At 64.1% G+C, this 25,621-nt stretch carries 21 protein-coding genes and 1 pseudogene; 5 read left to right on the top strand and 17 right to left on the bottom strand.

Translation table 11 applies throughout. The annotated features are described in order from the left end of the window. The first annotated feature begins 6 nt into the window (after window positions 1-6). A complete protein-coding gene (locus tag V1479_RS07730) occupies window positions 7-1,083 on the top strand; it encodes a type 2 periplasmic-binding domain-containing protein (protein WP_368802389.1) in 1,077 nt (358 codons plus the stop codon). A gap of 136 nt (window positions 1,084-1,219) precedes the next feature. Here V1479_RS07730 and guaA read toward each other — a convergent pair whose 3' ends face one another. Both guaA and V1479_RS07720 read right to left on the bottom strand, forming a co-directional pair. Then, the gene (gene guaA, locus V1479_RS07725; protein WP_368802388.1) at window positions 1,220-2,794 is read right to left on the bottom strand and encodes a glutamine-hydrolyzing GMP synthase; all 1,575 of its coding nucleotides are present in this window, start codon (window positions 2,792-2,794) and stop codon (window positions 1,220-1,222) included. Window positions 2,795-2,861: 67 nt separating this feature from the next. Further along, window positions 2,862-3,752 (bottom strand): LysR family transcriptional regulator, encoded by an 891-nt coding sequence (locus V1479_RS07720; protein WP_368802387.1) that lies wholly within the window; start codon window positions 3,750-3,752, stop codon window positions 2,862-2,864. 102 nt (window positions 3,753-3,854) lie between these two features. On the opposite strand from V1479_RS07720, the gene V1479_RS07715 reads away from it, so the two are divergent. The 3 genes from V1479_RS07715 (at window position 3,855) to V1479_RS07705 (ending at window position 6,357) form a co-directional block, all read left to right on the top strand. Continuing rightward, window positions 3,855-4,838: an NAD(P)H-binding protein gene (locus V1479_RS07715; protein ID WP_368802386.1), complete on the top strand. Its 984-nt coding sequence runs from the start codon at window positions 3,855-3,857 to the stop codon at window positions 4,836-4,838. A 28-nt stretch (window positions 4,839-4,866) separates the two neighbouring features. After that, window positions 4,867-5,298, top strand: a complete 432-nt coding sequence (locus V1479_RS07710) for a DUF6220 domain-containing protein (RefSeq protein ID WP_368802385.1) — start codon at window positions 4,867-4,869, stop codon at window positions 5,296-5,298. A gap of 195 nt (window positions 5,299-5,493) precedes the next feature. Continuing rightward, complete coding sequence (locus V1479_RS07705) at window positions 5,494-6,357, top strand: alpha/beta fold hydrolase (protein WP_368802384.1); 864 nt, start codon at window positions 5,494-5,496, stop codon at window positions 6,355-6,357. 60 nt (window positions 6,358-6,417) lie between these two features. Here V1479_RS07705 and V1479_RS07700 read toward each other — a convergent pair whose 3' ends face one another. The 7 genes from V1479_RS07700 to katG all read right to left on the bottom strand — a co-directional run bounded on the left by V1479_RS07700 (window position 6,418) and on the right by katG (window position 13,145). After that, entirely contained in the window at window positions 6,418-7,068 is a 651-nt protein-coding gene (locus V1479_RS07700; RefSeq protein ID WP_368802383.1) for a 5'-methylthioadenosine/S-adenosylhomocysteine nucleosidase, read from the bottom strand. After that, window positions 7,052-7,510 carry a PaaI family thioesterase gene (locus tag V1479_RS07695; protein ID WP_173186756.1) on the bottom strand — a complete coding sequence of 153 codons (459 nt, stop codon included), beginning with the start codon at window positions 7,508-7,510 and terminating at the stop codon, window positions 7,052-7,054. The genes V1479_RS07700 and V1479_RS07695 overlap by 17 nt, the downstream gene beginning before the upstream one ends. A gap of 85 nt (window positions 7,511-7,595) precedes the next feature. Then, entirely contained in the window at window positions 7,596-8,048 is a 453-nt protein-coding gene (locus V1479_RS07690) for a TspO/MBR family protein (RefSeq protein ID WP_173186758.1), read from the bottom strand. 67 nt (window positions 8,049-8,115) lie between these two features. Further along, window positions 8,116-9,405, bottom strand: a complete 1,290-nt coding sequence (locus V1479_RS07685; protein WP_173186760.1) for an RsmB/NOP family class I SAM-dependent RNA methyltransferase — start codon at window positions 9,403-9,405, stop codon at window positions 8,116-8,118. Between the two features lie 87 nt (window positions 9,406-9,492). Further along, the gene (locus tag V1479_RS07680; protein WP_368802382.1) at window positions 9,493-10,140 is read right to left on the bottom strand and encodes a YoaK family protein; all 648 of its coding nucleotides are present in this window, start codon (window positions 10,138-10,140) and stop codon (window positions 9,493-9,495) included. A 44-nt stretch (window positions 10,141-10,184) separates the two neighbouring features. Further along, on the bottom strand, window positions 10,185-10,802 hold the full coding sequence (locus tag V1479_RS07675; protein ID WP_368802381.1) for a L,D-transpeptidase: 618 nt from the start codon (window positions 10,800-10,802) through the stop codon (window positions 10,185-10,187). A gap of 165 nt (window positions 10,803-10,967) precedes the next feature. After that, the gene (gene katG / locus V1479_RS07670; RefSeq protein ID WP_368802380.1) at window positions 10,968-13,145 is read right to left on the bottom strand and encodes a catalase/peroxidase HPI; all 2,178 of its coding nucleotides are present in this window, start codon (window positions 13,143-13,145) and stop codon (window positions 10,968-10,970) included. Window positions 13,146-13,355: 210 nt separating this feature from the next. Between katG and V1479_RS07665 the strand changes: the two are divergent. After that, window positions 13,356-14,249: pseudogene (locus tag V1479_RS07665) on the top strand (hydrogen peroxide-inducible genes activator); the annotation flags it as partial. On the opposite strand, the gene V1479_RS07660 reads toward V1479_RS07665, so the two are convergent. The 8 genes from V1479_RS07660 to V1479_RS07625 form a co-directional block, all read right to left on the bottom strand. After that, complete coding sequence (locus tag V1479_RS07660) at window positions 14,250-14,672, bottom strand: MAPEG family protein (RefSeq protein ID WP_368802379.1); 423 nt, start codon at window positions 14,670-14,672, stop codon at window positions 14,250-14,252. A 20-nt stretch (window positions 14,673-14,692) separates the two neighbouring features. Further along, window positions 14,693-16,195: an IMP dehydrogenase gene (gene guaB / locus V1479_RS07655; protein WP_173186770.1), complete on the bottom strand. Its 1,503-nt coding sequence runs from the start codon at window positions 16,193-16,195 to the stop codon at window positions 14,693-14,695. Between the two features lie 148 nt (window positions 16,196-16,343). After that, entirely contained in the window at window positions 16,344-17,837 is a 1,494-nt protein-coding gene (glpK, locus tag V1479_RS07650) for a glycerol kinase GlpK (RefSeq protein ID WP_368802378.1), read from the bottom strand. Window positions 17,838-17,948: 111 nt separating this feature from the next. Further along, a complete protein-coding gene (locus V1479_RS07645; protein WP_368802377.1) occupies window positions 17,949-18,716 on the bottom strand; it encodes a DeoR/GlpR family DNA-binding transcription regulator in 768 nt (255 codons plus the stop codon). Window positions 18,717-19,008: 292 nt separating this feature from the next. Then, window positions 19,009-21,153, bottom strand: a complete 2,145-nt coding sequence (gene scpA / locus V1479_RS07640; protein ID WP_368802376.1) for a methylmalonyl-CoA mutase — start codon at window positions 21,151-21,153, stop codon at window positions 19,009-19,011. Beyond that, entirely contained in the window at window positions 21,153-23,162 is a 2,010-nt protein-coding gene (locus V1479_RS07635) for an acetyl-CoA carboxylase biotin carboxylase subunit (RefSeq protein ID WP_368802375.1), read from the bottom strand. Before V1479_RS07635 ends, scpA begins: the two co-directional genes overlap by 1 nt. Next, the gene (gene yghU, locus V1479_RS07630; RefSeq protein WP_368802374.1) at window positions 23,162-24,076 is read right to left on the bottom strand and encodes a glutathione-dependent disulfide-bond oxidoreductase; all 915 of its coding nucleotides are present in this window, start codon (window positions 24,074-24,076) and stop codon (window positions 23,162-23,164) included. The genes V1479_RS07635 and yghU overlap by 1 nt, the downstream gene beginning before the upstream one ends. An 8-nt stretch (window positions 24,077-24,084) precedes the next feature. Further along, entirely contained in the window at window positions 24,085-25,617 is a 1,533-nt protein-coding gene (locus V1479_RS07625; RefSeq protein ID WP_368802373.1) for an acyl-CoA carboxylase subunit beta, read from the bottom strand. Between the last annotated feature and the right edge of the window lie 4 nt (window positions 25,618-25,621).

The raw sequence follows: 25,621 nt of genomic DNA, 5'->3' as shown, positions 1-25,621 counted from the left end.
AACAGCATGACAGACAAAATCGATAAGACGCCTTCCCAAAGGATTCTCGCCAGCCGACGCAAGTTCCTCACGGCGGCAGGCCTGGCGATGCCGGCCACGCTTGCCGCACCCGCGATCGTGCGCGCACAGGCGCCGATCAGATGGCGGCTGCAGACCTATTCGGGCGCCCCGCTGGGCGCGCATGTGATCAAGCCACAGATCGATGCTTTCAACGCGGCTGCGAATGGTGAGATGGAGATCGAGCTTTACTACGCCGACCAGCTGGTCCCGACCTCGGAACTGTTCCGTGCACTGCAGAACGGCACGCTCGACGCCATCCAGTCCGATGAGGCGACCATGGCCTCACCCGTCGATATCGCCGTGTTCGGCGGCTACTTCCCGTTTGCCACGCGCTTCAGCCTCGATGTGGCATCGATGTTCATGTATTACGGGCTCGATGAGATCTGGCGGGAAGCCTACGCGGACGTCCCGAACGTGACATACCTGTCCACCGGTGCATGGGACCCGCTGCACGTCTTCACCGTAAACAAGCCGATCCGCAGCATCGCCGACTTCAACGGCCTTCGCGTGTTCGGCGTCCCAACGGCCGGCCGTTTCCTTTCACGGTACGGCATGGTGCCAGTCACCGTGCCGTGGGACGATGTCGAAGTTGCGATGCGCACGGGCGACCTCGACGGCGTGGCTTGGTGCGGCTTCACCGAAGCTTACGAAGTCGGCTGGGCGGACGTCTGCAAATACGCGCTGTCGAACTCGGTGACCGGCGCGTGGTTCGGCTCATATTTTGCCAATACCGAAAGCTGGGAAAAGGTCCCGCCACACCTGCAGCAGCTCTACAAAACGACGATCGATCAGTCGCACTATTACCGAAACGTCTGGTACTGGGGCGGAGAAGCGCAGCTTCGCGTACACGGCGAGAAGATGGAACAGACTTCGCTGCCGGCCGAGGAATGGAGCCAGATCACGAAAGATGCCGAAGGCTTCTGGGATGAAATCTCGCAGGAATCGGAGCGCGCGGCCCGCGTGGTCGAGATATTCAAGCGCTACGCCGCCGACCAGGAGAAGGCAGGGTACCCGTATCGCTGATTTTCTGTGCAAACATCGTCCGGCGCGCCCCCATGCGCCGGACGATGTCCACTTTTACCGGGGTTGACCACGGCGCGTAGCGTGCCTGCGTCATAGATGCTCGAGCCGGCCTACCGCCTGCAACGCGGGAGCTAGATCATTCCCACTCGATGGTGCCGGGCGGCTTTGAGGTGACGTCGTAGACGACACGGTTGATGCCGCGGACCTCGTTGATGATGCGGGTGGCGGCGCGGCCGAGCAAATCCATGTCGTAATGGTAGAAGTCGGCGGTCATGCCGTCGACAGATGTCACCGCACGAAGCGCGCAGACATATTCGTAGGTGCGGCCGTCGCCCATCACGCCCACCGTCTGCACAGGAAGCAGCACGGCGAAGGCCTGCCATATCGCGTTGTAGAGCCCGGCCTTGCGGATCTCGTCGAGGTAGATCGCGTCTGCTTCGCGCAGGATGTCGAGCTTTTCACGGGTGACCGCGCCCGGGCAACGAATGGCGAGCCCCGGCCCCGGGAAAGGATGGCGCTCAATGAAATGGTCCGGCAGACCGAGCTCCCGGCCAAGCGCCCTCACCTCATCCTTGAAGAGCTCGCGCAGCGGCTCCACCAGCTTCATGTTCATGCGTTCCGGCAGGCCGCCCACGTTGTGGTGCGACTTGATCGTTACCGAAGGTCCACCGGTGAACGACACGCTCTCGATCACATCCGGATAGAGCGTGCCCTGCGCCAGGAATTCGGCCTGCTTGCCGTCGCGCTCGAGCTTCTTTGCCTCTTCCTCGAACACCTCGATGAAGAGGCGGCCGATGGTCTTGCGCTTCTTTTCCGGGTCGGCCTCGCCGTCAAGCGCGGCCAAGAACCTGTCCTGCGCCTGCACATGGACCAGCGGGATGTTGTAGTGCTCGCGATACATCGAGACGACCTGCTCACCCTCGTCCTTTCGCATCAGGCCGTGGTCCACGAAAATGCAGGTCAGCCGTTCGCCGATCGCCTCATGGATCAGAACCGCAGCAACGGAGGAGTCGACGCCGCCCGAGAGCGCGCAGATTACCCGGCCATCTCCGACCTGCGAGCGAATCGCGGCAATGGCCTGCTCGCGATACGCTGCCATTGTCCAGTCGCCCTTTAGGCCGGCGATGCGATGCACGAAATTCGCAAGCAGCATCGCACCGTCGGGCGTATGCACAACCTCCGGGTGGAACTGCACGGCGTAGAAGTGGCGCTTCTCGTCGGCTATCGCGGCGTAGGGCGCGCCGGTGGACGTGCCAATGACCCGGAACCCTTCCGGCAGCGCGGTCACGCGGTCGCCGTGGCTCATCCACACCTGGTGGCGCGTCCCCTTGGCCCAGACGCCTTCGAACAGGGCGCTTTCATCCTCAATATCGAGGAAGGCACGCCCGAATTCGCGATGGTGGCCGCTTTCCACCTTGCCACCGAGCTGCGCGCACATGGTCTGCTCGCCATAGCAGATGCCGAGCACCGGAATGCCGGCTTCGAAGATCGCCTGCGGAGCGCGCGGGCTACCGATGTCGACAGTGGAGGCAGGGCTGCCGGAAAGGATCACTGCTTTCGGGGCAAGGCGGATGAACGCCTCATCGGCCAACTGGAACGGCACGATCTCGGAATAGACGCCGGCCTCACGCACGCGACGCGCTATAAGCTGCGTCACCTGGCTGCCGAAGTCGATGATTAGGACGGTGTCGGGATGGGCTGTCTCGGTCATGGTGAGCCTTTAGTGAAAGAAGCGAGTCGGCGCAATGGGGGCCGGTCGACCGCATGCCGCCTCCTCGTCAGACCGATCGGGACATTTCCCGGAAAGACTCGACCAGGGATTCGAAGACAGCCCGAACGCGCGGAACGCGGGCGAGGTTTTCGTGGGTCACGATCCAGGTTTCCAGCACCATGACGTCGAGGTCGGGCAGGATGCGCACGAGGTTGGGATCGCGCTCGCCCACTGGCACCTGCGCCACCGCTATGCCCACTCCGGCGCGGGCGGCGGCCACATGAGCGGGGTGGCTGTCCGTGCGCAGAACAAGGCGGTCTCGCGCAAGGCCGCCGAGCCTTTCGACCATCGCCAGGTCGCTGCGATTGCGGTCCGGGCCGATCACGTCATGCTCGGCCAGTTCAGCGAGGCTGGTCGGGCGGCCGCGGCGCTCGACATAGGACGGTGAGGCGAAGAACCCCAGCGGTATCGCCGCGACCTTGCGCGCCACCAGAGCGTCCTGCTTCGGGGCGACGGTTCTGACGGCCAGATCGACCTCCTGGGCAAGCAGATCGGCCGGCAGATTGCTCAGCGACAACTCGATGCGGATGGCTGGATGCGCCTCGCGCAAGCGCGCGAGCATGACCGGGATCACCTCGATGCCCATGAAATCCGGTACGCTGATGCGCACCGTTCCTGAAGCCTCGCCACCTGAGGCGGACGCCTGCCTGACGAAGAACTCTGATGCCAAGGCCATGGCGCGGGCGGGCTCGCGCAGCGCCTCGGCTGTCTCGGTCGGGGTCAAGCCGTTGACGGACCGGGTAAACAGCACGGTGCCGAGCTGTCGTTCCAGCGTCTCGATACGGCTGCGCACGGTCGGATGCGACAGGCCGAGTCGGCGCGCCGCAGCCGAAAGGCTGCCCTCCTCAAGGACCGCGAGAAAGATGCGCTGATCGTCCCAGCCAACCATATCACTCATAAATATATTACAGACGAATGTTGGTTCGTTTGCAATTCCTTTTCATGCCCGCATGCGCCACTTTCCTTCCATCGCAATGTTTGGACATCAGGAGCTGGACCGATGGAAACCACGAAAGCAGCACTCGTGCTTGGCGCGACCGGTGGCGTAGGCGGCAGTGTCGCCGCTGCACTTGCGCGCCATGGCTGGCAAGTGCGCGGCATGGCCCGCGACGTGACGAGCCTTCGCAACAAGGGTCAGATGGAATGGGTGCAGGGCGACGCCATGCAGCGCGCAGACGTGATGCGTGCAGCCGAAGGTGCGGCCGTGATCGTCCATGCCGTGAACCCGCCAAACTACATGAACTGGGACAAGTTGGTCCTGCCGATGATCGACAATACGATCGCGGCCGCGAGAGCAGTCGGTGCCCGTGTCGTGCTGCCGGGCACGGTCTACAACTACGATCCCGCGAAGACGCCCGTGGTCAAGGCCGGCACGCCGCAGAACCCGACAGGTCGTAAAGGTGCGATCCGCGTCGCCCTGGAGCAGCGGCTGGAACAAGCCGCGCCCGAGGTGCAATCGCTGATCCTGCGAGCGGGCGACTTCTTCGGTCCGGGCGCCCGCTCGAGCTGGTTCGCGCAGGCGATGGTTGCGCCAGGAAAGCCCGTTCGCCGCATCGTCAATCCGGCGCGTGGCGGAGGTCATAGCTGGGCCTATCTGCCCGATCTGGCCGAGACCTTTGCGCTCCTGCTCGACAGGCCGGAACGCCTGCGTCCGTTCGAGCGTGTCCAGTTCGAGGGCCTCTACGACGACACCGGCATGCGCATGGTGGACGCGATCCGCCGCGTCTGTGGCCGCAAGGTTCCCGTCTACGGCTTTCCATGGTGGGCGATGCGGCTTCTGGCACCGTTCGCCAGCTTCCCGCGTGAGGCAGCAGAGATCGCACCTGTGTGGCAGCACCCGATGCGGTTCGACAACACCCGCTTGGTAGAACTCATCGGTTCCGAGCCGCGCACGCCGCTGGACGAAGCGATGCGGGCAACGCTGATCGAGATGGGCTGCATTGCGGACACCCCCTTGCCCCTTTTGCGCCAGGCGTCGGCCTAAAGGCCGCCAAGCAAGAACGGATACGATGATGGACAACACCCACGACACGTTCGCCGATCTGCATCTTGGAACACCCGGCTGGTTCACGGTGCTGGCATGGCTGATGCCGATCGGCCTGTTTGCCCAATTCGCAAGTGCCGGGCTCGGCCTGTTCCTAAACCCGGACCTGATCGGGCTGCATGCTTCGATGGGTTTCACGCTGTCGCTGCCGGCGATGGGCTTGTTCCTAGGCGCGCTTTTCGTCAGACGCCTGCGCGGCTTTGGTTTGTGGGCCGGTCTCCTCTTCGCGCTTTATGTAGTGCAAGTCTCGCTGGCAGCTACCGGCGCACCGCTGCCGCTCTCGCTGCATCCCGCCAACGCGGCGCTGCTCCTGACGGCAAGCCTGACGCTTCTCGCCAAGGTGGAACATCGGCGCGGGCAACATAAAGGCGCTTATCCGGCAACCAGCAAGGCCGCCTGACCTCGAACAGCCGGCGGCCTTGTGCCAACCGCGGCGGGCATGTATCAACCGCACCGACTATGATCGAGACGACAATGAAACTGATCCGTTAGCGAAGCTCGCAGACCATTCGCCGGCCCGCCTGAGATGGCAGGGCCGCTTTCTGCATTCACGATAATGGAGCGCAAGGGCGAAGTACCTTGCGAATATGTTTTTATGTCTCAATCCACGAACACCCTGGCGGTGCGTGGCGCGGTCCCGCGCGACGGCTTCTCCTTCGGCTATACGATAGAGGGGGAAGGACCGACGCTTCTGGTCATCGGCAGCCATGTCTTCTATCCGCGCACTTTCTCGACACAGCTTCGCCAGAAGCGGCGGCTCGTCTTCATCGATCACCGCGGCTTCGCGGAGGCGCAGCGCCCGCTTGAAGCGCGCGATTGCGAACTGGAGACCATCGTCGACGATGTGGCGGCGATGTGCGACGTGCTCGATTTGGGCGAAGTCGATGTGCTCGGCCATTCCGGCCATGGCTATATGGCGCTGGAATTCGCGCGACGTTTTCCGGAACGGGTTCGTCGGACCGTTCTCGTCGGCACCGGACCGAGCCACGCGGAGGCTCACATGCAAACGGGCGCGCAGATATGGGAGGCTCTCGCGGCCCCAGAGCGCAAGGCGCGGCTGGAGGCCGATCTGGCCGTGATGGAGAAGCGCATCCGCACTGACCCCGAACGTCGCTTCATCTGGATGTGCCTGGGGCTGGGCGCGCGAAGCTGGTTCGATCCGGTCTACGATGCTGCCATGCTGTGGGAAGGCGTCAGGGTCAACATGCCTGTCTTCGACCGCTTGTGGGGTGAGGTCTTTGCCACCTATCCGACGCGCGACGTGCTAGCGGAAATCGTACAGCCGCTGCTGATCTGCATGGGACGCCACGACCACCTTGTGGCGCCGACAGAGACGTGGCTACCACTGCTGCCGGAGGGCAACACGCCGAGACTGGCGCTGTTCGAACGCAGCGCCCACACGCCGCAACTGGAGGAAGCTGAGCTGTTCGACACAGTCCTGCTCGACTTCCTGAGCTGACGCCAACGGTCCGCGCGGCACACGCTGCGCGGGCCACCTCCCTCATTGGCAATGCCAGCGCTAGAGCCGGACCGTCCCCTCGGCCAGAGCCGCCTCCAAACGGTCCACCGCCTGCGCGAGCTTCTCGTCGATCACGTGCAGATATTCGGTCCAGTCGGCAACGTGGCGCAACTCGGCCGCCCCGTCGGAGATTCCGCGCAAACCGATTAACGGCACGTCGAATGCCTGACAGGCGCGTAAAACGGCGAAGGTCTCCATGTCCACCATGTCGGCATCGATCGTGTCATAGGCAGGCCCCGAGACGATATTTGCGCCGGTCGAAAGGCTGGCCGAAGGAACACCCGGCACGGAAAGCGGGAGGTCGACGACGCGCGAAAGATCAAGGAACGGCGTTTCGCCCCTGGGGAACCCCAGCGGCGACGCGTCCATGTCGCGGTAGGACACCGAGGAAACCTGATAGACGCCGGTCTGCTCAAGCGTGCGGCTACCGGCCGAACCAAGCGAGACAACCAGATCGGGCAAGTTGCCTGCGATCTCGAGCCGGGCGAGCGCGGCAGAGAGCGCCACCGCCGCTTCAACCGGCCCGACGCCGGTCATCAGCGGGGAAAAGCGAACCTTGAGATGCGGCCCGTATTCTGGCTGCGCCGCCATCACGAAGAGAATGCGACGGCCGGCAAGCGGCGTCAGCGCAGGTTCAGCCTTCGATGCCATCGCGACCGCTCACAACCATGATCGTCGCCGTCATAGTGGCAACGAGACGTGCGTTGCCGTCCCCGTCATAGGCATAAGCTTGGCCATCGGCGACGATGATCGTGCGGCCGGGCTTCGTGACGGAGCCGCGGAACAGGAAGCGCTCGCCCTTGCCCGGCGAGAGAAGATTGACCTTGAACTCGATGGTAAGCACGGCCGCGTTTTCCGGCATCACCGAATAGGCGGCATATCCACAGGCGGAATCCAGCGCGGTGGAGATGATGCCGGCATGCAGAAAGCCATGCTGCTGGGTCAACTCCGGGCGGTAACCCATTTCGATCTCGACCTCGCCGGCGTTCACCCGCGTGAGCTCGGCGCCGATGGTGGTCATGATCTGCTGGCGCGCGAAACTCGCGCGCACGCGGCCCTCGAAATCACCGGAAGGCTCGAAACGAACCGACATGCATCTCTCCCTCAGCTTCGCCGGCTTCGCTTATCGCAAAGCGGCATCGTGCAGGCAACGTGCAATTTGTGCAGCGCAGCAGAGGTTAGTTGAGAACCAGAATCGAGCCGTTGAGTAGTGCAGCAAATGCGACCCATGCCGCGTAAGGAACAAACATCAATGCAGCCACCCGGTCCCGCCGTCTTGTAACCGAGATAAAGGCGAGGATGCTCACCAGCAATGCGAGGATGATAACAAAGGCCGGACCTATCGCTTTTTGCGTGAAAAAGACGGGCGACCAGAGGAAGTTGAGACCAAGCTGCAGCCACCAGATGGCCATAGCTCCTGCGGTGTGGGTCCGGGTCCATACACGCCAGCCCGCTACGGCGATCATCACATAGAGGATGGTCCAGACCGGTGCGAAAATCCAGTTGGGCGGATTGAAGGCCGGTTTGGCCAGAGCCTCGTACCATTCACCCGGGACGGTTGCCGTTCCAATCAGCACTCCGCCGCCGACGACAAGGACAAGAAACAGAACAAGCGTGACGATACGCGACATAAGCGGCGTCCCCCGATGTTTCATCAAAGGGTAAACGGCGGTGTCGCCTTGGCGTTCCGTGTCTGCCTCAGGCGGGGCGCCGCTGAAGTGCGGCAAAGAAGAACCCGTCGGTTCCCGTGTTGGCTGGGGTTAGAACGATGCCGCCGTCGCCGAGGCGCGCGCGATCCGCAGCCTTTGCAAACCGGGCGCGCCATAGTGGTACGGGTTCGACGAGCGAAAAATCCGCGTTTCCAGCGAGAAATGCCTCCACCTGCCGCTGGTTTTCGCGCGCGAAGATCGAACAGGTGATATAGGCGAGCCGACCGCCGGGCTTCACGAAGGCGCTGGCCTTCTCGAGTATATCCGCCTGCTCGCGCAGCCGCACATCGAGCTGGCGCTCGGTGAGCCGCCATTTCGCATCCGGCCGCCGCCGCCAGGTCCCGCTGCCAGTGCAAGGCGCGTCGACCAGGACGAGGTCCATCTGGCCAGCCAGCGGTCCAAGCCCTGAGGCATCGGCGACAGCCTGGACGTTTCGGGCACCGGCGCGGCGGAGCCGATCGAAGATCGGGGCCAAACGCTGCTTCTCGGAGTCATGGGCGAAGATCTGGCCGCGATTGTCCATCGCCGCCGACAGAGCCAGCGTCTTGCCGCCGGCGCCGGCACAATAGTCCAGCACCTGCATTCCTGCTTCCGCACCGGCAAGCTCGGCAACGATCTGCGAACCTTCGTCCTGAACCTCGAACCAGCCTTTGCGGAATGCGGGTTCGGCCTGCACGTTCGGGTGCCGGCCTGCGCCATCGATGGGCGGGATGCGGATGCCGTCGGCCGCCAGCAGGCATGGCGCGGCGCCAGTGCCCTTGAGTTCGCTCAGGACCTTGTCGCGTGTAGCCGCAAGCGTGTTGACGCGCAGGTCCAGCGGCGGGCGCGCGGCCAGCGCCGCCAGCTCTTGCACCCAATCGTCACCGAAGGCGTCGGTCACCAGCGGCACGCACCAGTCGGGGCAGTCGGCGCGCACTGCATCCGGCGCGTCATCGAGCGAGCGTGAGGAAAGTGCAGCCAGTTCCGCGCCGTCGAGCATCGCCGGCGCGAAGCGGTCGCCGTCAAGAGCGCTGTTGATCGCAGCACCATCCATAGCCCACTCCAGCGCCAGCGCGCCGAAGGCGAGCGCGCGCGAGGTATCGGCATCGAACAGCCAGCCCGCCGATCGCCTGCGCCGCAGTGCGTCATAGACGATGTTGCCGATGGCCGCGCGGTCGCCGGCACCGGCAAAGCGGTGGGAAAGCCCCCAATCCTTGAGCGCTTCGGCTGCGGGGCGGTGCCGTCGTTCCATGTCGTCAAGAATTTCGATGGCTGCCGCCAGCCTGCCGCCTAAACGCATTTTCGGTGTTCCCGCTTCGGTTGACCCGTCGTCCGGCTGTTAGACGCTTCGAGCGCCGGCGGCAACCGACCACGGATAGAAACCGCTTCAGGCGGTCTCGTTGGCCGGATCGAGGAGAAAGAAGAACACCGTGATCGTCACGGAGATGGCTACGGCGATCCAGATCGCGCCAAGGCCGAGTGCGAGGAAAGCGCCTGCTCCCATCACTGCGCCAAGAGCGAGCCCCAGCCACAAAAGGCCATACCAGGCCCATGCCGTGCGGCTGCCACCCCGCAATGCGGAGGCTATGCGCTGCCCCATCTTGACCAACGTGCCTGTCATGTAGGTGACACCGATGCTGACCTCGCCATGACGCTCGAACACTGCGTTCTCGGCGCCCATCGCGACTGCCAGCGCGCCCATCGCAAGCCATGGGAATCCGGCAATGGAAGCCAGACCGGCCAAGGCCAGCATTGCGGTGACCAGAGCCATGACCCAGCCCTGGCCGCGCGACACCGCCGCCTGCCTTACCAGCGTTCCCGCGACAACGCCGGAGACGAATAGGACGATGAGCAGGGCCGGCAGCCACATCCGGCCGTTGGCCTCGGCAATCGACGCGCCAAGTCGCGTCGTGTTGCCGGTCATGAAGGAAACGAAATAGCCCCCGAGGTGGAGAAAGGCGACCGCATCCACGAAGCCGGCGAGCGCCGCCATGGGCATGGCGACGAGCCGCTCGCGCGTGGAATGCTGGATCATTCTGAGAGCCCTGCGGACATCCCCCTCGCCTCGCTGCCTTCGGGTCAGGCCTGAATGACCACGACGCGGGCGCCGACGGGGACGCGCTCGTAGAGATCGACCACGTCATGGTTGAGCATGCGGACACAGCCGCTCGACGCCGCCTGCCCGATGGAGTTCGGCTGGTTGGTTCCGTGAATGCGGAACATCGTGTCGCGGCCGCCGCGATAGAGGTAGAGCGCTCTGGCACCCAGAGGATTGCTCAGCCCGCCCGGCAGGCCACCGGCGTAGCGTCGGTTGCGGGGGTCGCGGCGGATCATGTTGTCGGTAGGCGTCCAGCTCGGCCACTCGCCCTTGCGGCCGACGGTAGCATCGCCGCGCAAGGCCAGCCCCGCGCGGCCGACACCGATGCCATAGCGCATCGCGCGACCATCACCCATCACGTAGTAGAGGCGGCGGGCCGGCGTATCCACAACCACAGTTCCCGCCTTGTAGTTGCCGTCATACGCCACTTCGCGGCGGCGCAGCTCCGGCTTGATCTTTTCCGGCGAAAGGGCCGCCAGCGGGAAGCGATCATGCGGGACCGCGGCGTAGTTGAGCTGGTCGGATCGGTATTCGGTGACAGCGCAACCGGCGAAAAGAAGCGGCAGGCCCGCAATGAAACCGCGGCGTGAAATGGTCATGACGTCCCCCAAAGCAATTGTTCGCCAAGATCGATATGGTGTTATGGTTAATGAATTCTTGCTCCTTGGCTAGCAGGGACGGGATGAAGGCAAGATGAACCTTATACGCAAACGGAAGCGGGCGCGGATTTCTCCGCGCCCGCTAGCTCTTGTTCAGTCACGCTTTCAGGCGATGTCGAAGCGATCCGCGTTCATCACCTTCACCCAGGCGGCAACGAAGTCCTTCACGAACTTCACCTGCGAATCCGCGCTGGCATAGACTTCGGCCAGCGCACGCAGTTGCGAGTGCGAGCCGAAGATCAGGTCGACGCGGGTCGCGCGCCACTTCAGGGCATCGGTCTTTCGGTCGCGGCCTTCGTAAGTGCCATCGGACAGCGCCTTCCACTGCGTGTCCATGGTCAGCAGGTTGACGAAGAAGTCGTTCGTCAGAACGCCGGCCCTGTCAGTCAGCACGCCGTGATCCGAGTTGCCGGCATTGGCACCGAGCACGCGCAGACCGCCCAGCAGAACCGTCATCTCCGGCGCGGTCAGGGTGAGAAGCTGCGCCTTGTCTACCAGCGACTCTTCCGGGGCCATGAACTGGCGACCGCTTAGATAGTTGCGGAAGCCATCGGCACGCGGCTCGAGCGCCGCGAAGGACTGTACGTCGGTCTGCTCCTGCGAGGCGTCGGCGCGACCCGGCGTGAACGGCACGGCGACGTCATAGCCGCCGTCCTTGGCCGCCTTCTCGATGGCGGCGCCGCCGGCGAGCACGATCAGATCGGCGAGCGATACCTTCTTGCCGCCTGACTGTGCGCCGTTAAACTCGGCCTGGACCGCCTCGAGCTTCGACAGGACCCTGGCGAGCTGTCCGGGCTGGTTGACCTCCCAGTCCTTCTGCGGGGAAAGCCGGATACGCGCGCCGTTGGCGCCGCCGCGCTTGTCGGAACCACGGAAGGTTGATGCCGAGGCCCAGGCAGTGGAGACGAGCTCGGAGACCGAAAGGCCGGAAGCAAGCACCTTCGCCTTGAGGGCGGCGATGTCCTGCTCGTTGACAAGAGGATGGTCGACCGCCGGGATGACGTCCTGCCAGATCAGGTCTTCGGCCGGAACCTCAGGGCCGAGGTAACGGACCTTGGGGCCCATGTCGCGGTGGGTCAGCTTGAACCAGGCGCGGGCGAAGGCGTCGGCGAACTGGTCCGGATTCTCCAGGAAACGACGCGAAATCTTCTCGTATTCCGGGTCGAAGCGCAGCGACAGATCGGTCGTCAGCATCGTCGGCAGGTGCTTGCGCGACGGATCGTAGGCGTCCGGGATCGACGGCTCCGCGTTCTTGGCCTTCCACTGCTTGGCACCGGCTGGGCTCGCAGTCAGCTCCCATTCGAAGTTGAACAGGTTCTCGAAGAAGAGATTGCTCCACTGCGTCGGCGTCTGGGTCCAGGTGACCTCGGGTCCGCCGGTGATCGTATCGGCGCCGATTCCGGTGCCATGGCCGCTTCTCCAACCGAGCCCCTGATCCTCGATATCCGCACCCTCGGGGTCAGCGCCTATAAGCGACGGATCACCCGCGCCGTGGGTCTTGCCGAAGGAATGGCCGCCGGCGATCAGCGCGACGGTTTCCTCGTCGTTCATCGCCATGCGCGCGAAGGTCTCGCGGATGTCGCGGGCCGCAGCGACGGGATCGGGATTGCCGTTCGGGCCTTCCGGATTGACGTAGATGAGACCCATCTGGACCGCGCCGAGCGGCTCCTGGAGCTGACGCTCGCCGCTGTAGCGCTCGTCGCCGAGCCAGGTGCCCTCCGGGCCCCAGTAAAGCTCCTCCGGCTCCCACACGTCGGCACGGCCGCCGGCAAAGCCGAAGGTCTTGAAGCCCATCGATTCCAGCGCGACATTGCCGGTGAGGATCATCAGGTCGGCCCAGGAAATCTTGCGACCGTATTTCTGCTTGATCGGCCACAGCAGCCGGCGCGCCTTGTCGAGGTTTGCGTTGTCCGGCCAGGAATTCAGCGGAGCGAAGCGCTGCTGGCCCGCACCGGCGCCGCCACGGCCGTCAGTGATGCGGTAGGTGCCGGCGCTGTGCCAGGCCATGCGGATGAACAGGCCGCCATAGTGGCCAAAGTCCGCCGGCCACCAGTCCTGCGAATCGGTCATCAGCGCGTGAAGGTCCTGCTTCACCGCATCAAGGTCGAGAGACTTGAACTCTTCGGCATAGTCGAAGTCCGGGTCCATCGGATCCGACAGATCGGAATTGCGGTGCAAGCCGTCGAGATCGAGCTGTTCCGGCCACCAGTCGCGGTTCCTGTGTCCGCGCGCGCCTCCGCTGAACGGGCATTTACCCGCGCTGTCGTCAACCTTCTTGTCCATCTTCATCTCCGATCGTTAGGCGCTTGTTCAGTACCCTTGGCTGCGGCGTGCGCGGCGGGGCATGTGTAAAATCTGCCGGTCTCCAACCAAGGCTTCGGCATCCCGCCTATGGCAGGTTTGCCGGCTTCCAAGTCTGGAATTGTTCCAAACTATCCCGACGCGCCGATAGGGACAAATTGCATTTCCTATTCGTTTCGATAATCTATGATTATGATAAGACTGACACTCCGACAGATGGAATATTTCGAGGCTCTGGCGGAAACGCTGCATTTCGGCCGTGCTGCCGAACTGGCAGGCGTGACGCAGCCCGCCCTTTCCTCGCAGATTGCGGAGATGGAAGAGCGGCTTGGCCGTCGGCTGTTCGACCGTGGCGGCAAGACCGTGCACCTGACGGAGGAAGCGCGAGCTCTGAAACCGCGGATAGATCGGGTGCTTGCCGAGACAAGGGAAATCGAAGCGACGGCGAGGCGAGGTCGAGCGTCGATGGAAGGTCGATTCCGGCTGGGCGTCATTCCCACTGTCGCGCCTTATCTCCTGCCGGCGCTTCTGCCGGAACTGCGCAAGCGGTTTCCAGCACTGGCCGTGGAACTGCGCGAGGCGGTGACGGCGACACTGATAGAGGAGACGGTAGCTGGCCGGCTTGATGGCATGATCGCGGCGCTGCCGCTCGACCATGCGGGTGTCAGCGTCGAGCCGCTCTTCGAGGACCGCTTCTTTCTCGCGGTGCCGAAGGCAGATCCTGGTTTCGTCTCGCCACCGGTACCGCCGGAAAGTCCGGCGCTCGAGCGACTGATGCTGCTGGAGGAAGGCCACTGCATGCGCGACCAGGCGCTGGCGGTCTGCGGCTCTGTGCGGCCGGCCGCTATGGCCAATTACGGCGCGACCAGCCTGACGACGCTGTTGCAGATGGTTGCCCACGGCCAGGGCGTGACATTGATCCCGGAGATGGCGCGCGCGGCCAGCGAGGCGATGCCGGAGCTCAGGGTCGTGCCCTTCGCCGAGCCGATGCCGGCGCGGATGCTGGGCTTTGCCTGGCGGCGCAACTCGAGCCGGCAGGGCGAATGCCGGTCGCTGGCCGAAATCGTCCGCGGGCTTGCGCCGGCCTCAGCCCGCGCCGCCCAGCAGATGGACGGCGAGCAGGACCCACAAGGCGATGAGCGCCAGGAAGCCAACAGTGAAGGCGGGCTGACGGTAGCGGATGCGGTTGGAGGTGACGTGGATGAAGGTGTGCATATAGCGTGACGCTGCAAACACCCATGCGAGCGACAATGTGATTGCATCAACAGCGCCACTTGCCTGCAGTGCGAGGCAGACTGCGTAGAAAAGCATCGGAAGCTCGAACTGGTTTTCCAGCGCGTTGCGCACGAACAGGCTCTCGGCCGGTTCTTCACGGTTTTCGCGAAACTGCGACACCTTTGCGTTGCCGCCCGCGACCGCCTGCCGACGGCGCAGGCCGAGCATGCCGTAGATTATTACGACCAGCGCCGCGTGGGCGATCATCGGCCAGAAGATTGCGGTCTGGTTCATGCTTGTATCCTTGACCGGTTCTACATGCCGCCCGGATAGTTGGGGCTTTCGCGGGTGATGGTCACGTCGTGCGTGTGGCTCTCGCGCAGGCCCGCATTGGAGATGCGCACGAAGGTCGCGCGGTCGCGCAATTCGGTGAGGTTCGCAGCGCCGACATAACCCATCGCAGCCTTCAGCCCCCCGACGAGCTGATGCAGCACGCCGCCGACCGGCCCCTTGTAGGGCACCTGCCCCTCGATGCCTTCCGGCACCAGCTTGAGCGTATCGCGCACCTCCGCCTGGAAGTAGCGGTCAGCGGAGCCGCGCGCCATCGCGCCGACTGAACCCATGCCGCGATAGGCCTTGAAGGAACGGCCCTGGTGCAGATAGACCTCGCCGGGGCTCTCGTCCGTGCCGGCCAGCAAGGAACCAACCATGGCGGCCGATGCACCTGCGGCAAGCGCCTTGGCAAGATCGCCGGAGAACTTGATGCCGCCGTCGGCGATGATGCCGACGCCCGCCCGGTCTGCCGCTTCGACCGCCGACATGATCGCCGAAAGCTGCGGCACGCCGACGCCGGCGACGATGCGCGTGGTGCAGATCGAACCGGGACCGATGCCGACCTTGACGCCATCCGCGCCGGCATCGACCAGCGCCATGGTGCCGTCAGCGGTGGCGACATTGCCGGCGATGATGCGCACCGAATTGGACAGCTTCTTCGCCCGCGCAACGGCATCGAGCACGCGCTGCGAGTGGCCGTGGGCCGTGTCGATGACCAGGAGGTCGACACCGGCATCGATCAGACGTTCGGCGCGCTCGAACCCGTCGTCGCCGACACTGGTGGCGGCCGCCACGCGCAACCGGCCCTGCGCGTCCTTCGCCGCATGCGGATTGAGCTGCGACTTCTCGATATCCTTGACGGTAATGAGGCCGACGCAGCGGCCCTCCCCGTCCACGACCAGCAGCTTCTCGATGCGGTGGTGGTGCAGGAGACGCTTGGCTTCTTCCTGCTCGACGCTCTCACGCACGGTGACGAGCCTCTCCTTCGTCATCAGTTCGCGGACCTTCTGCGCCGGGTCGGAGGCAAAGCGCACGTCGCGGTTGGTGAGAATGCCGATCAACTTGCCGGTCGTGTGACCGCCGGTGCCGCCGTTCTCCACGACAGGAATGCCGGAGATGCCGTGGGTGCGCATCAAAGCCTGCGCATCACCCAGCGTCGCGTCAGGGCCGATGGTGAGCGGGTTTACGACCATGCCGCTTTCGAACTTCTTCACCTGGCGCACCTGCTCGGCCTGCTCCTCGGGCGAGAAGTTGCGGTGAACCACCCCGATGCCGCCCGCCTGCGCCATGGCGATGGCCAGCCGCGCATCGGTGACGGTGTCCATCGCCGCCGACAGGATCGGGATATTCAGCTCGATGTCGCGCGCGATCGTGGTGGAAACGTCGGTCTGCCCGGGCATCACCTCCGAATGGCCGGGCTGAAGCAGCACGTCGTCGAAGGTAAGCGCCAGCGCGCCGGTTGCGGTCTCGATGATTCTTGCCATTGCCGATCCTTCGACGTTCGGGTGCGCGGGAGGAGCGCCCTGGCCCAAAGGCTGGCGGCGACTCGTTTTCTCCCTTTCAGGATGGCGGTGGCTGGTAACACGGAGATGGCAGAAAGGAAAGCGCCCGATTGAACGATGAGGTTAAGGATCAGCTCGAAAGTGTGCGCCGGACGGCATCCGTCCAGCCGGCAAGCTTGGCCTTGCGGGTCGCAGCGTCCATCGACGGCTTGAAGCGCCGGTCGAGGGACCAGGACTTCGCGAACTTGGCGGCCTTGGGCCAAACGCCCGCGCGCTGACCTGCAAGCCAGGCTGCACCCAGGGCCGTCGTTTCGAGGATCGTCGGCCGGTCAACCGGCGCGTCGAGCAGGTCGGCAAGGCGCTGCATGGTCCAGTCCGAGGCGACCATGCCGCCATCGACCCGCAGCACGGTGTCGGCGTTGGCGCCGCCCTTCCAGTCCTTTCGCATCGCCGTCAGCAGATCGTGTGTCTGGTAGGCGACGGATTCGAGCGCGGCGCGCGCGAATTCGGCCGGGCCGGAATTGCGGGTGAGACCGAAGATCGCGCCGCGCGCGTCGGCGTCCCAATGGGGCGCGCCGAGGCCGACGAAGGCAGGCACAAGATAGACCGACTGGGTCTCGTCGGCTTCGGCCGCAAGCACACCGCTTTGCTCGGCCTTGCCGATCACCTTGATACCGTCGCGCAACCACTGGACGGCCGCGCCCGCGATGAAGATCGAGCCCTCAAGCGCATAAGTCGTCTTGCCGTCGAGCCGATAGGCGATGGTGGAAAGCAGCCGGTTCCGCGACCGCACCAGCTTGTCGCCGGTGTTGAGAAGCGCGAAGCAGCCCGTGCCATAGGTCGATTTCAGCATGCCGGGCTCGAAACAGGCCTGGCCGATGGTGGCCGCCTGCTGGTCGCCGGCAACGCCGAGAATCGGAATCTCCGCGCCGAACAGTTTCTTGTCGGTGACGCCGAAATCGTCGGCGCAGTCCTTCACCTGCGGCAGCAGGGCTGCGGGAATATCGAGCAGCTTCAGCAACTCGGCATCCCACGCGTTCTTCTCGATATTGTAGACGAGCGTACGCGACGCGTTGGTGGCGTCGGTGACGTGCGCCTTGCCGCCAGTCAGCCGCCAGATCAGGAAGGAATCGATGGTGCCGGCCAGAAGCTCGCCCTTGGCCGCGCGGCGACGCGCGCCCTTCACCTTGCCTAAGAGCCAGGCGATCTTGGTGCCGGAGAAATAAGGGTCGAGCAGCAGGCCGGTCTTGCGCGCGAAGACGGGCTCAAGCCCCTGTTTCTTGAGTTTGGCGCACAGGCCGGCAGTGCGCCTGTCCTGCCATACGATGGCGTTGTGGATCGCTTCGCCGGTCTGACGGTCCCAAACGACGACTGTCTCGCGCTGGTTGGTGATGCCGATGGCGGCGATGTCCGAGGCTTTGAGCTTGGCCTTCTTCAGCGCCGTCTTCACCGACCATACCACCGTCGACCAGATCTCCTCCGGATCGTGCTCGACCCATCCCGACGCCGGATAATGCTGGGCGAACTCCTTCTGGCCGACCGCGACGACCTTCATGTCGGGACCGAATATGATCGCCCTGCTGGACGTGGTGCCCTGATCGATCGCGAGAATATGCCCGCTCATGTCCCCTCCCGGCGGTATTGAGTTCCGTCACAAACGTTAGCGGCAATACCGAAACTCAAATGCGATTATTTCGAAAACAGAACGAATGTCAAACGAAGCACACCTCCCCGGCTACTCGCGGGTCGTTTCCAGGAGCTCCACTTCGGAATCGCGGCAGATGGTGCGTATCGCCTCGACGTTACAGGTATCGGTGATGAAGGTGTCGACCTGGCTGAGATGGCCGATCCGCACGGGCGCCGTACGCTCGAACTTGGTGGAGTCCGCGACAAGGATGACGTGGCGCGCATTGGCGATGATTGCCTGCGCGACCTTCACCTCGCGGAAATCGAAGTCGAGCAGCGCGCCATCATGGTCGATGGCGGATGCACCGATCACCGCATAGTCCACCTTGAACTGGCGGATGAAATCCACCGCCGCCTCGCCGACGATACCGCCATCTGCGCCACGGACGACACCGCCGGCGATAACCACCTCGAGCGACGGATAGACGCGCATCCTGTTGGCTACATTGATGTTGTTGGTGATGACCATCAGCCCCTGATGGTCGAGCAGCGCGTTCGAGACGGCCTCGGTTGTGGTGCCGATATTGACGAAAAGCGACGCGCTGTCGGGGATGAGACGCGCGGCAGCACGGCCGATGGCATCCTTCTCGTCGGCCGCGATCTTGCGCCGCGCCTCGTATTGCATGTTCTCGATGCCAGACGGGAACAGCGCACCGCCATGCACGCGCGTCAGCATGCGCTGGTCGCAAAGGTCGTTGAGATCCTTGCGAATGGTCTGCGGCGTCACGCCGAAATGGCTCGCAAGGTCGTCGACAAGCACCCGGCCATGGTCCTTGGCCATCTGGATGATCTCGGCATGGCGTGGCGGCAGGTACATCGCTTCCCTCCCTTTTCGTTTTCTTCGACCATAAAGCGAAACGAAAGGGAATGGTAGGGCGGTCGTCTGTGGAGCGTCATCCCGGCCAAGGGAGCACAAGCGACCGCCGAGCCGGAATTCATTGAGAGGCGCGGCCGGGTTGCGGGCTCTTGCGGCGGCGATGACATGAGCCAACTCGTGAGCCGGGCCTTGCCACACGATTTTCGCGCCAATAGGTCCCGGCTCTCCTTCACTGCGTTCAGTCGGCCGGGATGACGGCGGTGCGTGGTAGCCGCACCGCCGCGAGCGCCACTCACTCGTTGCGGCGTTTGCCTTCCATCAGGTCGATGACGGCGCGAGCTGCATCGAGCACGTTGGTGCCGGGGCCGAACACGGCGGCTACGCCGTGATCGAGCAGGTACTGGTAGTCCTGCCTGGGCACGACGCCACCGACAACGACGATGACGTTTTCAGCGCCCCTGGCCTTCAGCTCCTGCACGAGTTGCGGAGCGAGCGTCTTGTGTCCGGCGGCGAGCGACGAGATGCCGACGACGTGAACCTTCGACTTCACGGCGAGATCGGCGGCCTCCGCCGGCGTCTGGAACAGCGGACCTGCGATCACCTCGAAACCGATGTCACCAAACGCCGAAGCGATGATCTTGGCACCGCGGTCGTGGCCATCCTGGCCGAGCTTGGCGACCAAGAGCTTGGGCGACTCGCCAAGCGCGGCGGCAAGCTGCTCCAACCGGCCGACGAGGTTTTCGTATTCCGGCTCGCCCTCATAGGCAGGACCGTAAACCTTGCGAACCACCTCGGGCACGGCGGAGTGATCGCCGAAGGCCTCGCGCAGCGCATCCGAAATCTCGCCGAGCGTGGCGCGGGCGCGGGCTGCCTCGACAGCCGCCTCGAGGATGTTGCCCTCGCCGGTGCGGGCCACCGCGCGCAATGCGTCGAGCGACGCTTCCCACTTCCCGGGGTCGCGCTGGCGACGCGTCTTCTCGATGCGCGCGATCTGCGCCTCGCGCACTGCCTTGTTGTCGATGTCGAGGATGTCCAGATCGTCCTCGTTTTCGAGACGGTACTTGTTGACGCCGACGATCACCTCGTCGCCGCGGTCGATCGCCGCCTGCTTGCGGGTCGCGGCTTCCTCGATCAGCCGCTTTGGCAGCCCGTCGTTAACCGCCTTGGTCATGCCGCCCAGCGCCTCGACCTCCTCGATCAGCGCCCATGCCTTTTCGGCAAGCTCGTTCGTCAGGCTCTCGACATAGTAGGAACCGGCCAACGGATCGACGACCTTGGTTACGCCTGTCTCATGCTGGAGGATGAGCTGCGTGTTGCGGGCAATGCGCGCCGAAAACTCGGTCGGCAGGGCGATCGCCTCATCCAGCGCGTTGGTGTGCAGCGACTGCGTGCCGCCGAGCGCTGCGGACATCGCCTCATAGGCGGTGCGGATGACGTTGTTGTAGGGGTCCTGCTCCTGCAGCGACACGCCGGAGGTCTGACAATGGGTGCGCAGCATCAGCGAGGAGGCCTTCTTGGGCTCGAACTCCTCCATGATGCGCGTCCACAAAAGGCGCGCCGCGCGCAGCTTTGCTGCTTCCATGAAGAAGTTCATGCCGATGGCGAAGAAGAAGGAAAGTCGGCCTGCGAAAGCGTCGACGTCGAGCCCCTTCTTCAGCGCGGCGCGCACATATTCGCGCCCGTCTGCGAGCGTGAAGGCAAGCTCCTGCACCAGCGTCGCCCCCGCCTCCTGCATGTGGTAGCCGGAGATCGAGATAGAGTTGAACTTCGGCATCTCCTTCGCCGTGTACTCGATGATGTCGGCGACGATGCGCATCGAGGGTTCGGGCGGGTAGATGTAGGTGTTGCGGACCATGAACTCCTTGAGGATGTCGTTCTGGATGGTCCCCGAAAGCTTGTCGCGCGAGACGCCCTGCTCCTCGCCGGCGACGATGAAGGAGGCGAGGATCGGAATGACTGCGCCGTTCATGGTCATCGACACGGAAATCTGGTCCAGCGGAATGCCGTCGAACAGGATTTTCATGTCCTCAACGGAATCGATCGCCACACCAGCCTTGCCGACATCGCCTTCGACGCGCGGATGGTCGCTGTCGTAGCCGCGATGGGTGGCGAGGTCGAAAGCGACCGAAACACCCTGCTGGCCGGCCGCGAGCGCCTTGCGGTAAAAGGCGTTGGACTCCTCGGCCGTGGAGAAGCCCGCATATTGGCGGATGGTCCACGGGCGCCCCGCATACATCGTGGCGCGCGGCCCGCGGACGAATGGCGGCTGCCCCGGCAGCGAGCCGAGATGCCCGACGCCTTCAAGGTCCTCGGCAGTGTAAAGCGGCTTGACCGCGATGCCCTCGGGCGTCTGCCAGACAAGCGTTTCCGGGTCGCGCTTGGCTTCCTTTTCGGCAGCGGCGCGCCAGGTGTCGAGTTTGGAGTTGTCCGCAACCATCACTCGAACTCCATGATCAGCTCGTCGACGGCGAGGCTGGAGCCGGGCTCGACGGCGACGCTCTTGACGACGCCGCGCCTTTCGGCACGAAGCACGTTCTCCATCTTCATCGCCTCGACTGTGGCGAGCGCCTGGCCTTCCTGCACCTCGTCGCCAGCAGCAACGGCAATCGCCGTCACCACTCCTGGCATCGGGCACAGAAGCATCTTCGAGGTGTCCGGCGGCAGCTTTTCCGGCATCAGCCGCGTAAGCTCAGCGACACGCGGGCTGCGCACGTGCGCCTTCGCGTCAATGCCACGCCAGCGAAGACGCCAGCCGGAGTTGGCGGGCTGGACCTTGACGCCGATGCGCCGGCCGCCAACGGTGAAATGCGCATGGCTGCGGCCCGGAAGCCAGTCGGAGGCAACAGCCAGCGAGCTGTCGTCATCCACGAACGCGACCTGCGTCTTGCCGCCTTCGTCGCGCACGTTCACCGCGAATTCGCCGCTGCCGTTGAGCTTGACGACCCAGTCGCGGCCGACATGGCGCGGATGGTTGGCGAGCGTGCCCGAAATGAGCACGTTGCGCTTCTGCGTGCGCAGGTTGACGAATGCCGCGACCGCGGCAAGCGTGCGCGCCTCGCCATCGTCGGGCGTTACGCCCGCGAAGCCCTCAGGCCATTCTTCGGCGATGAAGGCCGTGGTCAGCCGCCCTGCCTTGAAGCGGGGATGCTCCATCACCGCCGACAGGAACGGCAGGTTGTGGCCGATGCCCTCGACCTCGAAATCATCGAGCGCCCCACTCATGGCGCGCACTGCGTCCTCGCGCGTCTGCCCCCACGCGCACAGCTTGGCGATCATCGGATCGTAATACATCGAGATTTCGCCGCCCTCGAAGACACCGGTATCGTTGCGGATCACCGTGCCGTTGTCCTGCGTGCCTTCTTCCGGCGGCCGGTAGCGCGTCAGCCGGCCGATCGACGGCAGGAAATTGCGGTAGGGGTCCTCGGCATAAAGGCGGCTCTCGATCGCCCAACCATCAAGCGTCACATCATCCTGGGCGATCTGCAACTTCTCGCCGGCGGCGACGCGGATCATCTCCTCGACCAGATCGATGCCGGTGATGAGCTCCGTCACCGGATGCTCCACCTGCAGTCGCGTGTTCATCTCGAGGAAATAGAAGTTCCGCTCGCCATCGACGATGAACTCGACTGTGCCGGCCGAGTGATAACCGACCGCCTTCGACAGCGCGACGGCCTGTTCGCCCATCGCCTTGCGGGTCGCCTCGTCGAGGAAGGGCGACGGCGCCTCCTCCACGACCTTCTGGTTACGGCGCTGGATCGAGCATTCGCGCTCGCCGAGATAGATGGTGTTGCCATGCTTGTCGCCCAGCACCTGAATCTCGATATGGCGGGGCTGGGTGACAAACTTTTCGATGAATATCCGGTCGTCCCCGAACGATGACTTCGCTTCGTTCTTCGACGACTGGAAGCCCTCGCGCGCCTCGGCGTCGTTCCAGGCGATGCGCATGCCCTTGCCTCCGCCGCCCGCCGACGCCTTGATCATCACCGGATAGCCGATCGAGGACGATATTTTCACAGCCTCGTCGGCATCGGCGATCAGGTCCATGTGGCCGGGCACGGTGTTGACCCTGGCTTCGGCGGCAAGCTTCTTGGAGGTGATCTTGTCGCCCATCGCCTCGATGGCGCCGACCGGCGGGCCGATGAAGGCGACGCCTTCCTTTTCCAGCGCTTCGGCGAACTTCGCGTTCTCCGACAGGAAGCCGTAGCCTGGATGAACGGCGTCGGCCCCGGTCTGTCGGATCGCCTCGATGATCCGGTCGATGACGATATAGGACTGCGACGAGGGTGCCGGCCCGATATGCACCGCCTCATCGGCTATCTTGACGTGCAGGGCATCGCGGTCGGCGTCGGAATAGACGGCTACCGTAGCGATGCCGAGCCTCGATGCCGTCTTGATGACACGACAGGCAATCTCGCCGCGATTGGCGATGAGGATTTTCTTGAACATTACTGGCCCGAGACCTTGTCCTGCGTCTTCAACTCGAAATCCGAAGCATCATGGCGCTCGTGGAGCTGCTTGGCCGGCTCGCCGAAGGTGCGGTTGACCATGGAGCCACGCTGGGCCGCCGGGCGCTCGCCGATCGCCTTGCGCCAGCGCTGGACGTGCTCGTACTTGTCGACCTCGAGGAAGTCGCCGGCATCCTCATAGGCGCCGCTGGCAGCCAGCCGGCCGTACCAAGGCCAGATCGCCATGTCGGCAATCGTATAGTCCTTGCCGGCCATATATTCGTTCTTCGCCAGATGCCGGTCCAGCACGTCCATCTGGCGCTTCACCTCCATTGCATAGCGGTTGATGGCGTATTCGATCTTCATCGGCGCATAGACGTAGAAATGGCCGAAGCCGCCTCCGAGGAAGGGGGCGGAACCCATCTGCCAGAACAGCCAGTTCATCGTCTCGGCGCGGGCGCGTATGTCGGTCGGCAGGAAGGCGCCGAATTTTTCGGCCAGATAGAACATGATCGAGGCGGATTCGAAGAGGCGCACCGGGTCGCCGCCGCCCTTCGGCGCATGATCCATCATCGCCGGGATCTTGGAGTTCGGATTGACGTCGACGAAGCCGGAGCCGAACTGATCGCCGTCGCCGATCTTGATGAGCCAGGCGTCATAATCCGCGCCGGCATGGCCCGCCGCCAACAGCTCCTCGAGCATGATGGTGACCTTGACGCCGTTGGGCGTGCCCAGCGAATAAAGCTGCAGCGGATGCTTGCCGACCGGCAGTTCCTTGTCATGCGTCGGGCCGGCGATCGGACGGTTGATGGAAGCAAACGTTCCACCGCTTGCCGAATCCCATGTCCAGACCTTCGGCGGCACATAGCCTGCGGGGAAATTCTTCTCGGGCGGGAATTTGTTCTCGTCGGTCATGTCGTTCCTCACAGGGGGATCGTGTCGTGTTTCTTCCAGGGCTGGTCGAGCTTCTTCGTGCGCAGCGCGGCGAAGGCTCGCGCGATACGCTTGCGGGATGAATGCGGCAGGATAACCTCGTCGATGAAGCCACGCTCGGCCGCCTTGAAGGGGTTGGCGAAGTTGATCTCGTATTCCTTGGTGCGCTCGGCGATCTTGTCAGCGTCGCCAAGCTCGGAGCGGTAGAGGATTTCGGTGGCGCCCTTCGCCCCCATGACCGCAATCTCGGCCGTCGGCCAGGCGTAGTTGATGTCGGCGCCGATATGCTTCGACGCCATGACGTCGTAGGCGCCGCCATAGGCCTTGCGAGTGATGAGCGTGACCATCGGCACCGTCGCCTGGCTATAGGCGAACAGCAGCTTGGCGCCGTGCTTGATCACGCCGCCATATTCCTGCGCGGTGCCCGGCAGGAAGCCAGGCACGTCGACCAGCGTCAGGATCGGGATCGAGAAGGCGTCGCAGAAGCGCACGAAGCGCGCCGCCTTGCGCGATGAATCGATGTCCAGGCAGCCCGCCAGCACCATCGGCTGGTTGGCGACCACGCCCACGGTCTGCCCTTCGATACGCATGAAGCCGGTGATGATGTTGCGGGCGAACGCTTCCTGAATCTCGAAGAAATCGCCCTCGTCGGCCAGCGCCAGGATCAGCTCCTTCATGTCGTAGGGCTTGTTGGCGGAATCGGGAATGAGCGTGTCGAGCCGCATCGCCGTCCGGTCCGGGTCGTCGTGGAAGGGCCGCACCGGCGGCTTTTCGCGATTGTTGAGCGGCAGGAAATCGAATAGCCGTCGTACCTGTTCCAGGGTCTCGACATCATCGTCGAAGGCGCCGTCGGCGACGGAGGATTTCTGCGTGTGCGTACGCGCCCCGCCAAGCTCTTCCGCAGTTACGATCTCGTTGGTGACGGTTTTCACCACGTCCGGCCCGGTGACGAACATGTATGAGCTATCGCGCACCATGAAGATGAAGTCGGTCATCGCCGGCGAATACACCGCGCCGCCCGCGCACGGCCCCATGATGACGGAGATCTGCGGCACGACGCCGGAGGCGTCGACATTGCGCTTGAAAACATCGGCATAGCCGGCAAGCGAGGCAACACCCTCCTGGATGCGCGCGCCGCCGCTGTCGTTAAGGCCGATTACCGGCGCGCCGTTGCGCACCGCCATATCCATAATCTTGCAGATCTTCTGCGCATGGGTCTCTGACAGAGAGCCGCCAAGCACGGTGAAATCCTGCGAAAAGACATAGACGAGCCGGCCGTTGATGGTACCCCAGCCCGTGACGACGCCGTCGCCGGGATACTTCTGGCTCCCCATGCCGAAATCCACCGCGCGGTGGGCGACGTACATGTCGAATTCCTCGAAGGAGCCTTCGTCGAGCAGCACCTCGATGCGCTCGCGCGCCGTCAGCTTGCCCTTGGCGTGCTGCGCATCGATGCGCTTCTGGCCGCCGCCGAGGCGCGCCTGGGCGCGGCGCTCTTCCAGTTGCTCAAGGATTTCGCGCATCAGC

The sequence above is a fragment of the Neoaquamicrobium sediminum genome (assembly GCF_040970315.1).
Classification (GTDB): domain Bacteria; phylum Pseudomonadota; class Alphaproteobacteria; order Rhizobiales; family Rhizobiaceae; genus Aerobium; species Aerobium sediminum.
The sequence above is the reverse complement of the archived record's forward strand: the minus strand, read 5'-3'. Positions and strand labels throughout refer to the sequence as shown.